12 protein-coding genes are annotated in these 14,005 nt (G+C 61.1%); 10 read left to right on the top strand and 2 right to left on the bottom strand.

Annotated features, from left to right (window positions below; translation table 11 throughout):
* Positions 1–61: 61 nt before the first annotated feature.
* Positions 62–1,405 carry a type I glutamate--ammonia ligase gene (glnA, locus tag L6758_RS00555; protein WP_237198424.1) on the bottom strand — a complete coding sequence of 448 codons (1,344 nt, stop codon included), beginning with the start codon at positions 1,403–1,405 and terminating at the stop codon, positions 62–64.
* A 216-nt stretch (positions 1,406–1,621) separates the two neighbouring features.
* Between glnA and panB the strand changes: the two genes are divergently transcribed.
* The gene (gene panB, locus L6758_RS00550) at positions 1,622–2,506 is read left to right on the top strand and encodes a 3-methyl-2-oxobutanoate hydroxymethyltransferase (RefSeq protein WP_237205043.1); all 885 of its coding nucleotides are present in this window, start codon (positions 1,622–1,624) and stop codon (positions 2,504–2,506) included.
* Positions 2,507–2,675: 169 nt separating this feature from the next.
* Here panB and L6758_RS00545 read toward each other — a convergent pair whose 3' ends face one another.
* A complete protein-coding gene (locus L6758_RS00545) occupies positions 2,676–2,876 on the bottom strand; it encodes an SPOR domain-containing protein (protein ID WP_237205042.1) in 201 nt (66 codons plus the stop codon).
* Positions 2,877–2,999: 123 nt separating this feature from the next.
* Here L6758_RS00545 and map point away from each other — a divergent pair, with 123 nt between their 5' ends.
* The 9 genes from map (at position 3,000) to L6758_RS00500 (ending at position 14,005) form a co-directional block, all read left to right on the top strand.
* Positions 3,000–3,905, top strand: coding sequence for a type I methionyl aminopeptidase (gene map, locus L6758_RS00540; protein ID WP_237195367.1), 906 nt, complete (start codon positions 3,000–3,002; stop codon positions 3,903–3,905).
* Positions 3,906–3,931: 26 nt separating this feature from the next.
* The gene (ppgK, locus tag L6758_RS00535; RefSeq protein WP_185173136.1) at positions 3,932–4,777 is read left to right on the top strand and encodes a polyphosphate--glucose phosphotransferase; all 846 of its coding nucleotides are present in this window, start codon (positions 3,932–3,934) and stop codon (positions 4,775–4,777) included.
* Between the two features lie 206 nt (positions 4,778–4,983).
* Positions 4,984–6,201 carry a glycosyltransferase family protein gene (locus L6758_RS00530; protein WP_237195365.1) on the top strand — a complete coding sequence of 406 codons (1,218 nt, stop codon included), beginning with the start codon at positions 4,984–4,986 and terminating at the stop codon, positions 6,199–6,201.
* Positions 6,189–7,412 (top strand): glycosyltransferase, encoded by a 1,224-nt coding sequence (locus L6758_RS00525; protein WP_237205041.1) that lies wholly within the window; start codon positions 6,189–6,191, stop codon positions 7,410–7,412. Before L6758_RS00530 ends, L6758_RS00525 begins: the two co-directional genes overlap by 13 nt.
* A 2-nt stretch (positions 7,413–7,414) precedes the next feature.
* Complete coding sequence (locus tag L6758_RS00520) at positions 7,415–8,518, top strand: glycosyltransferase family 4 protein (protein ID WP_237205040.1); 1,104 nt, start codon at positions 7,415–7,417, stop codon at positions 8,516–8,518.
* A 1-nt stretch (position 8,519) separates the two neighbouring features.
* A complete protein-coding gene (locus L6758_RS00515; RefSeq protein WP_237205039.1) occupies positions 8,520–10,322 on the top strand; it encodes an ABC transporter ATP-binding protein in 1,803 nt (600 codons plus the stop codon).
* Positions 10,322–11,542, top strand: coding sequence for a phosphotransferase family protein (locus L6758_RS00510; RefSeq protein WP_237205038.1), 1,221 nt, complete (start codon positions 10,322–10,324; stop codon positions 11,540–11,542). Before L6758_RS00515 ends, L6758_RS00510 begins: the two co-directional genes overlap by 1 nt.
* Positions 11,539–12,636: a phosphotransferase gene (locus L6758_RS00505; RefSeq protein ID WP_237205037.1), complete on the top strand. Its 1,098-nt coding sequence runs from the start codon at positions 11,539–11,541 to the stop codon at positions 12,634–12,636. The genes L6758_RS00510 and L6758_RS00505 overlap by 4 nt, the downstream gene beginning before the upstream one ends.
* Before the next feature lie 22 nt (positions 12,637–12,658).
* Complete coding sequence (locus L6758_RS00500) at positions 12,659–14,005, top strand: UDP-glucose dehydrogenase family protein (protein WP_237205036.1); 1,347 nt, start codon at positions 12,659–12,661, stop codon at positions 14,003–14,005.

The raw sequence follows: 14,005 nt of genomic DNA, 5'->3' as shown, positions 1-14,005 counted from the left end.
CCTTAGGTATTAATTACAGCAGGCGCAACACCGTCTGTGGTGTTGCGCCTGCATACGGGCACTAGAGGATACCGAGATTGTTCTTGAGTTCGTAGGGGGTTACTTCGGCGCGGAAGGCGTTCCAGTCGCGGCGCTTGTTGCGCAGGAATTGGTCAAAGACCTGCTCGCCCAGGGTTTCGGCCATGAACTCTGATTCTTCGGTGCGGTGGATAGCGTCGTGGAGAGAGGACGGCAGGGCGTGGTAGCCCATAGCGCGGCGTTCTGCGCTGGTCATCGCCGAGATGTCTTCGGTGACGGCGGCGCTGGGCAGCTCGTACTCGTTTTCGATACCCTTGAGGCCAGCTGCCAGGATGACGGCGTAGGCCAGGTAGGGGTTGGCAGCTGAGTCGATACCGCGGTACTCCATACGGGCTGACTGCATCTTGTTGGGCTTGTAGAGGGGAACCCGCACCAGGGCGGAGCGGTTATTGTGACCCCAGGAAACGTAGGAGGGGGCCTCACCGCCGCCCCACAGGCGCTTGTAAGAGTTGACGAACTGGTTGGTGACCGAGGTGAACTCGGGGGCGTGGCGCAGGACGCCGGCGATAAAGTGCTTGGCGGTGCGGGAGAGCTGGTACTCAGCTCCTGCCTCAAAGAAAGCGTTGGTGTCGCCCTCGAAGAGGGAGAAGTGGGTGTGCATGCCGGAGCCTGCGTGCTCGGTGAAGGGCTTGGGCATGAAGGTGGCGTAGATGCCCTGGGAGAGGGCGACTTCCTTGATCACGGTGCGGAAGCTCATGATGTTATCGGCGGTCTGCAGGGCATCGGCGTGGCGCAGGTCGATTTCGTTCTGGCCGGGGCCGGTCTCGTGGTGGGAGAACTCCACCGAGATGCCGATTTCTTCCAGGGTGGTCACTGCCTTGCGGCGGAAGTCCTGCACCACGCCGCCGGGAGTGTGGTCGAAGTAGCTTTCGGAGTCGACCGGTTCGGGGAAGCCGCTGGGGCCCAGTTCCTTTGACTTGAGCAGGTAAAACTCAATTTCGGGTGAGGTGTAGCAGGTAAAGCCCATACCCGCTGCCTTAGAGAGAACGTTCTTGAGCACGCCGCGGGTATCTGAGGCACTAGGCTCCCCGTCGGGGGTGAGAATATCGCAGAACATACGGGAGGTCGGCTCTTCATCCCCGCGCCAGGGCAGCACCTGGAAGGTGGAGGGGTCAGGCTGCAGCAGCATATCTGACTCGTACACGCGAGACAGGCCCTCAATCGATGAACCGTCAAAACCGATACCCTCGTCAAAGGCGCTCTCAACCTCAGCCGGTGCAATAGCAACAGACTTAAGCTGGCCCACCACATCGGTAAACCAGAGGCGGACGAAACGCACATTGCGCTCTTCGATGGTGCGCAAAACGAATTCTTGCTGACGATCCATGTAACCTATCCGTTCATGTCTAAAGGTGGCGCCCGCACCCCGGTGGGCGGGCAAACGAATCCTTAGCATCAACTCTAGAACGTAACCGCCTCGCGTGCCCACCTGGCACGCTCTGACCCCGGTAACAGTAACGTGTTTTAAACATTTCTTTCACCGACTGAGATAAAGCGGGCCCGCTCCGGTTGCGGTGCGCCTGCAGGCTACTAGAGTTAAAGCATGCTCAACGAAGAAACAGCACCCTACGGGTCCTCAAACCCCACCCCCGCCAATACCCCTCAGGACGCTGAGGCAAGCGTCCTCGCCGTCAAAAAGGTGCGCACCGTGCACCTGCAGCAGGCCAAGGACGCCGGTGAAAAGTTCGCCATGCTCACCAGCTACGACGCCCTGACCGCCACCATCTTCGACCGGGCCGGCATCGAACTGCTGCTCATTGGCGACTCTGCGGGCAACAATGTGCTGGGGCACGAATCAACCCTCACCATTACCGTTGACGAGATGATTCCCCTGGTCAAAGCTGTTTCTACCGCAGCCAAGCGGGCTATGGTCGTCGCTGACCTGCCCTTTGGCTCCTACGAGCAATCCCCCGTCCAGGCCGTAGCAACCGCCGTGCGCTTCATGAAAGAAGGCGGAGCGCACGCGGTCAAAATGGAAGCCACCGCCCACCACGTAGACCACGTGCGCGCCATGGTTGCAGCGGGCATACCCGTGATGGCTCACATCGGCTTCACGCCCCAGTCTGAACACGCCCTCGGCGGCTACCGGGTGCAGGGCCGCGACGGCGGTCAGGCGCTCAAAGACACAGCCCTGGCCCTCGAAGAAGCCGGTGCCTTCTGCCTGCTCATGGAAATGACCCGCTCCGATGTTGCCGCCGACATCGACGCCTCAGTGCGCATCCCCATCATCGGTATCGGGGCGGGCGCGGACGTCAGCGGGCAGGTGCTCGTCTGGCAGGACGCCTTCGGGCTGCGCCAGGGCAAGATGGCCCGCTTCGTCAAGCAGTACGCCAACCTCTACGACACCCTCTTTGAGGGAGCAAGCGCCTACCGGGCAGACGTGCGCTCAGGCGCCTACCCGGCGGCGGAACACAGGTTCGACAGTTAAAAATTCTGCGTTGCCAAGAGTTGGGGAGGTAGCTAACCCGGGGCTCGCGCTCGCTGCCGACCCTCTCACGGGTTCGCTAGCGCTCACACGTGATTCACGCCAGCCCCGAGCCATCAGCTTCGCTGCGAGCCCGGGTCAGCTTTCTCAACGCTAGTGAAAAATTCCTTCCTTACCAGGCGTCCTTACCCTCGTCCCATTCTTCGTTGCGCTTCTTCGCCTTCTCCATGGCATGCTCTGCTTCTTCGCGGGTGCTGAAGGGGCCCCAGAGCTCGGTGATTTTGGACTGCTGGCCCTCTTCGACCTGGCCGGTGCTCAGGTTGTACCAGTACTGGGTGTCGTGGGGGCCGGGGGTGTAGTCGTTCAGTGACATTGTGCTGCCTTCTCTCTTATAGAATGTTGCACGCACCACTTTACGCCCGGTTAGGCAAAAGATACAGCTTTTGGCAACGCTCCTAGGCGGGCCAGCCGGTGCGCAGCGGATAAGCTAGAAGGCATGTCGACATCATCTAACAGCCACAACCTCCCCGCTGAGCCGGGTAAAGCCCCCGTGGGCAACCTAACGCCCGGCGTTGTAGCCCCCATGCGCCCGGTACCGGCGCACATCGTCCGCCCCGAATACGTGGGCAAGCCCGAAGCCAACGAGGGTCAGGGCTCAAACTTCTACACCCCCGAAGAAGTAGAAAAGGTGCGGGCGGCCGGCAAAATTGCCGCCGGTGCCATTGTTGAAGCTGAAAAGATCGCTGTTCCCGGCACCACCACCAACGACATCGACGTCTTGGTGCACGAATACATCTGCGACCACGGGGCCTACCCCTCAACCGTTGACTACCGCGGCTTCACCAAGAGCGTGTGCACCTCGCTGAACGAGGTCATCTGCCACGGTATCCCCGACTCCACCGTGCTTGAAGACGGCGATATTCTCAACCTCGACGTGACCGCCTACCTGCACGATATGCACGGTGACACCAACCGCACCCTGCTCGTTGGGGATGTGGATGAAGAGTCCCGCCTGCTGGTTGAGCGCACCGAAGAGGCCCTGAACCGCGCCATGAAGGCGGTACGCCCCGGCCGCGAAATCAACGTCATCGGGCGCGTCATCGAAAAGTACGCCGCCCGCTTTGGCTACGGCGTGGTGCGTGACTTTACCGGTCACGGTGTGGGCCGTGAATTCCACTCCGGCCTGATTATCCCCCACTACGATGCGGCCCCTGCCTACAACACCGTCATCGAAGAGGGCATGATTTTCACCATTGAACCCATGCTCACCCTGGGCACTATCGAATGGGATATGTGGGAGGACGACTGGACCGTCGTTACCCGCGATCGCAAGCGTACCGCCCAGTTTGAACACACCATGGTTGTCACCGCCGACGGCGTTGACATCCTTACCCTGCCCTAAACACCATCACTCTCAAAGGAGCGCTCATGACTGACGCAGTCACCCCCGAGGTCCCGGCACCTACCGCAGCTGACCTGGTTATCGGTATCGATATCGGAGGCACCGGCATGAAGGGCGGTATCGTTGATATCCGCACCGGCCAGCTGGTGGGCGAGCGCTTCCGCATCCCCACCCCGCAGCCTGCCACCCCCGAGGCCTGCGCATCTGTGGTTCGTGAAATCGTTGATGAGCTGCAGGGCCGTGAGCTTGCTCCCCTGCCCGATGCGGCTATCGGTATCGACTTCCCCGCCATCGTGAAGAACGGTGTTACCCTTTCTGCTGCGAATGTGCACGAGTCCTGGATTGGTGCTGACCTTGAGGGCATCATGAGCGAGGCCCTGGGCGGACGTACCGTCTACGCCCTGAACGACGCGGACGCTGCCGGCCTGGCCGAGGCTACCTACGGCCAGGGTAAGGACAAGGACGGCCTGATCGCCGTGATTACCCTGGGCACCGGTATCGGTTCAGCCCTCATTATTAACGGGCAGCTGATTCCCAACACCGAGCTGGGGCATCTTGAGATTGACGGCCACAATGCTGAGTCCCGTGCCTCAGCCCGTGCCCGTGAGATTCACGAGCTGTCCTGGAAGAAGTACGGTAAGCGTTTGCAGCGCTACTTCTCCCACGTGGAGTTCCTCTTCTCCCCTGACCTGTTCATCATCGGCGGTGGCATCTCGAAGAACCCCGAGAAGTTTATGCCCTACTTTGAGGATGAAATCCGCACCCCCATGGTCATGGCCCAGCTGCGGAACAACGCTGGCATTGTGGGTGCTGCCCTGTGGGCAGCTGGCCACCCCAGCGAACACGAGCGCCGCGCCGCCGCCCAGGGCTAGGCGCCGCTAGCTCCCCAAGATAAGGACGCCGCCCGCGCACCTTTCTTGCCGTAAGGCAGAAGGTGGGTGGGCGGCGTCCTTGTGTCCCCTCTTTAGTGACTGCGATTTATTTTCATGTTCCCTTAATGAAAGCTCCGTAAAGTTTCTTAGACAATCATTCGTCGACCGGCCTTTCGCGGGGCCGGTCTCTTTGAGAAACACACTTCATGCACCACACTCACACCACCGAACCGGTGCGCGTTGTGCTCTACAGCCATGATTCGCAGGGGCTGGGGCATGTGCGCCGAAACCTGGCAATTGCCCACCATATAGCGCGTACCGTGCCCGAGCTCACCGGCCGCCCTGTCGCGGGTCTGTTGGTCTCCGGGCTGCCTCAGGCCAGTGTCTTTCCTCTGCCAGCAGGTTTTGACTGGGTTTTCATCCCGAGTATTCGTAAGGCAAAAGGTGAGTACGCCTCCCGCTCTCTCGGTGCCCCCACCTCGTTACTGGTCGAGCTACGTTCCCAGCTGCTGCACGCCTCGCTGTTGAGTTTCAACCCCGATGTTGTGATTATTGACCGGCATATTTTTGGGGTCATGCGTGAACTCCAGCAGCCGCTCGCGGCCCTTCGCGAGCGCAACCCGTTTGCCCACGTCGTGCTTGGTCTTCGTGAGGTGCTGGATGCCCCGCAGGTAGCCCATGCCGAATGGTACAAGAACGGAGACCCTGCTGACCTGAGGTCGGTCATCGACTCCCTCTGGATTTACGGCGACCCTTCCGTGCACAACCCGGTTGAGGCGGGTGAGATACCGGAGGAGCTGGCCGATAAGGCTAAGTTCACAGGCTATCTGGCCCTCGGCCGGGGCGAAGCTGAACCGCCCCAGCTGATTCAGCACAAGCGGCCCTTCATTTTAACCACAGCCGGTGGTGGGGAGGACGGCGCGGCTCTGCTAGAAATTCTCGTGCAGGCGCGCGTGCCCGACGGTTTCGATCATCTCGTGGTGACCGGCCCCCAGCTGGCTACCGAGAAGTTTGATCGTCTGGTTCAGTTAGCTGCCCCTGCCACCGGTGTTCTGCATTCTCTGCCCGGGCTAAGTCACTATATTGATCAGGCTGCCGCTGTGGTGTGTATGGGCGGGTATAACACCACCAATGAGGTGCTGGCATCAAGCACGCCGGCGCTCATTGTTCCCCGAGAAACCCCGCGAACCGAACAGCTCATCAGGGCACAGGCAATGAGCGATCACGGTGTGGTCGATTACTGCCGGGCCCATGAGCTAACTATCGCCGCAGCTGAAAACTGGCTAGCGGAGGCGGTTCACCGTCGGGTGGATCGTACCCATATCGAACGAGATGGCCTGTGGCGCACCGCCACCCTTGTTGCAGAAATTGTGGTGGGTAGCCACCGCCCTACCCCGGTTCAGGAGGACTCATGCCCCGCATAGGTTATGTGCTCAAGGTCTACCCCAGGTTTTCTGAGACCTTTGTGGTGACCGAAATTCTAGCGCGTGAAGCTGCCGGTGAAGACCTGAATATTTACGCTCTTCGCCCCACCACCGACACCCGTTTTCACCCCGAACTGGCCCGGGTTCAAGCACCTGTTGCCTGGATTCCGCGTGCTAGCCAGTCAGCTAGGTTCTGGGAGCAAATCGCCCATTCCCTTCCCACCGCAGCAATGCGTGAGCGCTTTGGCCGTATTCTCCCCCAGCTGCTAGAACTTTCTGCCTCAGACGTGCTACAGGGCGTGACGCTGGCCCAGCGCATCCAGCAGGACGGCATTACCCACCTTCATGCCCACTTTGCGTCTTTGGCCGGGCGCATGGCCTGGGTTGCCCACCAGCTCACCGGTATTCCCTACACGGTAACAACCCACGCTAAAGATATTTTCCATGAGTCGGTTGATATGGGCTGGCTTCGCCGGATTTGTGGCGATGCCCAGCACACGATCGCTATCTCCCGCTACAACCAGCGGTACCTCAACCGGGTGCTAGAAGGTACCGGCGCTAACGTCGTGCTGCAGTACAACGCTCTAGAACTTGACCGCTTTCCCTACTCCACTCCCCCTCAGCCCCAGCCCGGCCAGCCTCTGCAGGTGGTTGCGGTCGGCAGGCACGTTACGAAAAAGGGGTTTGCCGAGCTGCTAGACGCCCTCAAACTCACCGTTGAGCGGGGTGTGGACGTCCGCCTCACCCTGGGTGGGTCAGGCGAGCTGACCCCTGCCCTCAAGCAGCAGGTGGCTGAGCTAGAGCTGGGCGATAGGGTTACCTTCCCCGGTCCCCTCACCCAGCAGGAGGTTTGCGCACTGCTGGCCGACGCCCATGTCTTCGCGGCCCCCTGCATCCCGGCAGCCGACGGCAACATGGACGGGTTGCCCACCGTCGTCCTTGAAGCCATGGCAAGCGGTGCGCCGGTCATTGCCACCAGCGTGACCGGTCTGCCTGAGGTCGTTCACGACCGCGAAACCGGTCTGCTACTGGAACCCAAAGATATTACCGGCCTGGCTGATGCTCTCGAGGCGGTAGCAACCGGTCAGGTCGATACCCTGGCGCTGTCCCGTGCCGCCCGCGCACTCATCGAGCAGTCTTTCGATAGCCGCTCCCAGGCCCGGGCCCTGGCTGCTTTGAACCAGCCCTCTAATCGAGAAGGAAAGAAATAATCATGCGTATTGCCTATGTTTGTGTTGACCCGGGCATTCCCGTTTTTGGTAGCAAGGGGGCTTCAGTCCATATTCAGGAAGTTGTGCGCGAGCTACTGGGCCGTGGCCACGAGGTCAAAATTTTTGCTACCCGTAGCGGCAAGCAGGTTCCCGTGGATTTGGCTGGTGTGCCCCTTGAGCTCTACCGCATTGAGAGTAAGGACGCCGGTGAGCGCGAAATTGCCCAGCAGCAGGTAGCAGCGCACATGGTGGCAGATCTCCAGGAGTGGGGTGCCGACTTTGTCTACGAGCGTTATTCCCTCTTCTCCACGGTCCTGGCCGACAGCGGCCTGCCCGGTGTACTGGAGGTCAATGCTCCCCTGATCGAAGAGCAAAAGACCCACCGCGTGCTCGTCCACGAAGACCAGGCCCACGATGCACTAGCGCGTCAGGTAAGAGCAGCCTCAGCTGTGATCGCTGTCTCGGATCAGGTGCGCTCATGGGCAGAGCAGAAGGTGCCCGGAGCGCAGGTAACCACTGTGCCCAACGGCGTAAGCATCAGCCGTATTACCCCCGCTCCCGAAAGCGACCGGGGCGTGATTGTCACCTTCGTGGGCACCCTCAAGCCCTGGCACGGCGTCTCAGACCTGATTGCGGCTGCTACCCTGGCCAAGGAACCCTGGAGACTGCGCATCCTCGGTGACGGGCCCGAGCGTGAAGCTCTTGAAAACCAGGCAGCCCAGCTTGGCTTAGAGGTAGATTTCGCCGGTGCCATTGCCCCCGAAGAGATGCCCGCAGCCATTGCAGGCTCAGCGATCGGCGTTGCCCCCTACCCTGCTCCCTCAGACAATAGCGAGCACTACTTTTCACCTCTAAAAGTCTATGAGTACCTGGCTGCCGGTCTGCCCGTGGTAGCAACGGGTATCGGCCAGATCCCTGAAACCATTGAGGGGGCAGGCACCTTGGTTCCCGGCTCTGACCCGCAAGCCCTGGCCCGCGCTATCGATGAGCTGGCAGCCGATCATCAGCTCCGCGCCAGCTACGGCAAACGGGCCCGCGAACTGGCTGTTCAGAAGCACTCCTGGGAGCAGGCCGTCACCCGCATCATGAGCCTGGCGGGGTACTAGGATGGCTAAACGCATACAGAAAAAGGCCCTGCGCCGCACCCTTGAACTGATCGGCCCCGATATAAAGCCGCAGAAAACCCTGGCAGCAGGTGGCACTTTAGCCCTGCTTCTTGAGGTTGCCTTTCGTGTGCTTGAACCCTGGCCGCTCAAATTTGTGGTTGACGCCCTGTCGGTGAGCCTGGGTGCCCAGCAAAGCGGGCCCGCCGCGTCCTGGTCCCTCATCCTATGGTGCGGCCTCGTCCTGATCCTCATCGTGGCGCTCCGTGCCTTTACCAACTACCTTGCTACGGTAGCCTTCACCCTGGTCGGTTCCCGTGCCTCGACCCTGTTGCGGGCCCGGGTTTTCAACCACGTACAAGACCTGCACCAGGGCTTCCACGCCCGCAACCGCTCGGCAGATACCGTCCAGCGCATCGTGGGTGACGTAGCCAAGCTGCAAGAAGTAGCGGTCACCGCAGGTCTGCCTCTGATGGCTAACATGCTCACCTTGGTCGTCATGCTCATCGTCATGATGGTCATTGACCCGGTGCTCTCCCTGGTCGTGGTCGTAGCCCTCATCGTCTTCCCGCTGATCTCCCGCGGCACCGCCCGCAAGATCACTCAAGCCTCCCGCCGCACCCGCAAGGCAGAAGGCCAGCTAGCAAATACCGCCCAGGAGTCACTTTCCTCCATTAAGGTGGTCCAGGCCTACAGTCTGCAGGAGCACATCGGCCAGCGCTTCGTGGTGGCCAATAAGAAGTCTTTGAAGGACGGGGTCCGCTCCCGCCGCCTGGCTGCGCGACTGGAGCGCGGAACCGACGTGATCGTGGGGATTGCAACCGCTGCCGTGATGGTGGGCGGCGCCTGGCGCGTCATGGAAAACCACATGACCATCGGGGATCTGGTGCTCTTTACCACCTACCTCAAAACCACCATGAAGCCCCTGCGCGATATGGCAAAATACACCGGCCGAATCGCCCGCGCTACGGCAAGCGGCGAGCGCGTCGCTGACCTTATGGACGTGGAAAACGACCTCGCCCAGCTTGAGACACCTGAGCCTCTGGGCGAGGTAACAGGTCGCCTGGTCTTTCACGACGTATACACCGAGTACGAGGGCAACCCCGTGCTGCGCGGCCTGAATCTGACGGTGGAGCCGGGTGAATTTGTGGCTGTGATTGGGCCTTCGGGTGCCGGCAAGTCCACCCTGGTGTCCCTGCTGGGCCGGTCCCAGGACCCGGTCTGGGGTACCGTCAGCATCGATCAGACGACTGTTGCCACCACCGATATTGAGGAGCTTCGCGCCAATATTTCCCTGCTCCATCAGGAGGCTGTGCTCTTTACCGCCAGTATCCGTGACAACATCCGCTACGGCCGGTTCGATGCTACCGACGAGGAAATTGAGGCAGCTGCCCGCGCTGCCCACGCCGCTCCCTTTATCGAGAAGCTACCCGATGGTTACGACACCATGGTCGGCGAGCGCGGCGGTACCCTGTCGGGCGGTCAGCGGCAGCGTATCGCCATTGCGCGGGCTTTGCTGCGCGATACACCGATTGTGGTGCTCGATGAGGCAACCACCGGCCTTGACCCCGAGTCTGCGGGGCTGGTGATGGACGCTATTGAGCAGCTCGTGGACGGCAAGACCACCCTGGCGGTCACCCACGATACCGAGGTTGCCCTGCGTGCTGACCGCGTGGTCTGGCTTGAGAACGGCAAGGTGCAGCTCGATGGCTCGCCGGCTGAGTTGCTCAAGACCAGCAAGGTCTTCCGCACCTGGGTTTCTGCGGGCGAGAAGGATCATAACGACATTCGGATGGGAGGTCTCTAGTGGCTACTTCAACCACGTCAGCGGCTCTTGATGCGGTATTGGCTCCCGGCTGGGTCAGCGAACAGGTGGGGCAGCAGGTTGAGGCGACGTCCGTGCGTATTAAACCGGGTACGTCTTTACTCGTTGGTTTTCGGGGAACCTCCGGTGACGGTGCGGACGCGCCAGGCTGGCTGCGCGTGATGTGGCCGGAAGGTGCGAAAAAGGCTGCCCGCCACGAGATTAAGGCTCAGGCGCTGGGTCTCAATGCGCCGGTGAGTCCGGCTCTACCGCACCTGGCACCGGGTTTCTTCCCGGTAGCTGCCCAGAGCACAGGTGCGATCGGGTCTCGTGGCTTTGAGGCGGGTTCCGTGGTGCAGTACGGGCAGATTCTGTCTGACCCGAAGCTCATGGAGACGTTACAGGTAACCGGTGCCCTAGAACCACCTGCCGGGTCCGGGCAGGTGAGCCCCCGCATCCTAAGATATAACCCTGCCCGCCGTCTCGTGGTCCTGCGCGGACGCCGGGTAGAGCGGGTGCTAGCTGGTGGGCAGATACCCGATACAGCGGTTCACCGTTTCGTGAGTGGCTACTTGCCGGTGCCTCCCCTGCTGGAGCCTTCAGCTGATACCGGTCTTCCTGCCCTCGAGTATGTGGGTACTCGTGACCTCGCCAGTGCTCAGACCGAGCAGCAGGCAGCGGCTGCTGGTGAACTCTTTGCCAAGCTCCACGCCAGCGTCCTTACTCTGCCCGCTACCCTCATGCGAGCGCTGGAGGAGAAAGCCCCTTCAGCTGACGCTGGCAGCAGCGGGTCTCGGCAGCTGTCGGTACATGCTGCGGTCTTAGAGTCTCTTGATGCGGAGCTTGCGGGCAGGTGTCGGCGCCTAGCTAGGGCTCTTCCGCCGGTTGATGGTCCGCTGGTTTTGCTGCACGGGGATGCCTCACCTGACCAGGTCATTACTGACGAGGGGAATCAGCTGTGGCTGACAGATTTTGACCGGTCTCATATGGGGCCAGCTGCCCTTGACGTGGGCTCCTACTGCTCTACCAGTTCCCCGCAGGCTTCCGCCGCCTTTTTAGAGGGTTACCGGGCAGCCGGTGGGGCAAGGATCTCGCCCGAAGATTTGCTCCTGGGAAGCGCCCATGCGCTTGCCCTGAAAGTGGTTGAGCCGCTGAGGCGGGCTAGTCCCACCTGGCGTGTTGATATTGCCCGTAATCTGGCACGAATCGAGAACCTCCTATGAAGCACTCCCCTGCCTTTTCGCAGCTACTCAGCGGCGCAGCATCAGACCTCCTTCCTGCTGGCAGCACCGTCACACGGGCTTGGCCCGGCTCCGCCGGTGGCCTGACGTTCGAGTTAGTGGATGCTCGCACAAATCAGCTGAGGGCGGGCACCATCGATGTAGACGGCGACATCAGGCTGCTCTCCCCTGTCGGTACCGACCCGAAGCTACCGGCGCTTGCCGCCGATAGCTCGGCTCCTGACGCCCAGCTCCTGGTGCACCGGGCGGGGAAACGGGCTGTGGTGCGGCACCCCCAGAAAGTTTCTAAGCATCTGAAGCCTTCAAAGGTAGCTCAGGTCGCCCTAGCGTCCGAAGCTGTGGGTGGGTTAGCGGCCTCCAGCGGATTTTCTGTGGCCCGGGTACTCGCTACCGGCACCGGTCACCTGGACTTTTCGCTCCTGCCGGGTCAATCCCTGTTTGACTGGGCAGATCAGGGGCAGGACGCCTGGGTCAGGTTCACCGGAATATGGCCGGAGTTCCTGGCTCGGGTAGCTAGAGCCTACCGGAGCGGTGTTGGGCTTCCCGCAGTCTCCGGAGTCTTCAGCCCGGCTACTCACGGCAAGGAGCAGGAAGCTCGGGTTCTGGAGCAGTGGAAACAGCATGTAGTAGCGTTCGGTTCTTTCGCTTCGCTCGAATCGGGGCAGCAGCTCCTGCTTCATATCGACAGGCTGCTCTCTGAGCTGACGTCGGATGCCCCGGACGATAACTATGTGCTGGTGCACCGCGACCTTCACGATAAGCAGCTGCTGTGGAACGGGTCGTCACTGGCGCTCATCGATCTCGACACGGCCGCCTACGGCGAAGCCGCCCTCGATCTAGGTAACCTGCTGGCACATCTTGAGCTGCGGGCTGTTCAGGGAATCTATCAACCAGATTTCTCCCACAGCATCAGTCAGCTCCTCGAAACCCTAGCCTCCGAAGCTGGCATCAGCCCCCAACGACTTGACCTCTATCGGCAGGTAGCCCGTGCCCGCATCGCCTGTGTCTATAGCTTCAGACCTACCGCCTACCGCTGGCTAGATACCTGGGCCGAGCACACTCTGACCCACCTCTAACCCCACACGAAAGAAACACACCATGAAAATTTCTGTTATTGGCTGCGGCTACCTCGGCGCCGTCCACGCAGCAGCGATGGCCCACCTGGGTCACCAAACCCTCGGGATTGACGTTGACCCCCACAAAATCGAAACCCTCTCTTCCGGTAAAGCCCCTTTCTTTGAACCAGGCTTTCCCGAACTTCTCACCGCATCCCTCCAGAGCGGGAAACTCAGCTTCGCCCTGGCACCGGCCAGTAACGCTCTTGCCGATATTGACGTTCACTTCATTGCCGTGGGCACACCGCAGTCAGAATCGGGCAAGGCAGCTAACCTCTCTTACGTCGAATCAGCCCTCGACATGATTCTCGATGCGATCCCCGCCGAGAAAAAAGCAGCAGCTGAGCCCGGGCGTCCTGCTACCGTTATCGTGGGCAAATCGACCGTCCCGGTCGGCACAGCCAGCCGTCTCGCTGAACGCGCTGAGCAGGCAGGGGCGGTACTGCTCTGGAACCCCGAATTCTTGCGCGAAGGCTTCGCGGTACAAGATACCCTGCGCCCCGACCGCCTGGTCTACGGACTTCCCACCCACCCCCAAGCGGCCCAGGCAGGAGCACAAGCCCTCGACGCCGTTTACGCTCCCCTGCTGGCTGACGGCATACCCCAGATTAAGACCAACTACCCCACCGCTGAACTGGTCAAGGTAGCGGCAAACTCATTTCTTGCGACCAAGATTTCCTTCATCAACGCCATGGCCGAACTCTGCGAAGCTACCGGGGGCGATGTAACCGAGCTAGCTCATGCCATCGGCTACGACGAGCGTATCGGCAATAAATTCCTGCGTGCCGGTGTGGGCTTTGGCGGCGGCTGCCTACCCAAGGATATCCGTGCCTTTATGGCACGAGCCGAAGAACTGGGAGTCCAGGATGCGGTGAGCTTCCTCAGAGACATCGACGCCATTAACCAGCGCCGCCGCGACCGGGTTGTCACCGAGTCTATTAAGGCCTTCGGTGGAGAGATTGAGGGAGCCCGCATCACCGTCCTCGGCGCAGCGTTTAAGCCCAACAGTGATGACATCCGCGACTCACCGGCACTCGAGGTAGCCCTGCGCCTGGCGGATGCCGGTGCAGCGGTCACCATCAGCGACCCCGAAGCCCTACCCGGCGTTGCCGACCGCTACCCCCAGCTGACCGGCGTCCTTGACCCTGAGCAGGCCCTAGCAGGGGCCGAGCTCGTTCTACTACTCACCGAATGGCAAGACTTTGTAGGGCTCGACCCTGCCCGCGTAGCGTCGCTGGTTGAGCGCCCCCGCGTTATTGACGGCCGCAACGCCCTGGATAAGGACGCCTGGCAGTCAGCTGGCTGGGACTACGCGGGCTTGGGTCGGTAG

The organism is Rothia nasimurium, assembly GCF_928382285.1.
GTDB lineage: Bacteria > Actinomycetota > Actinomycetes > Actinomycetales > Micrococcaceae > Rothia > Rothia nasimurium_E.
Note: the sequence above shows the minus strand (reverse complement) of the source record. Positions and strands in the feature narration are given on the sequence as shown.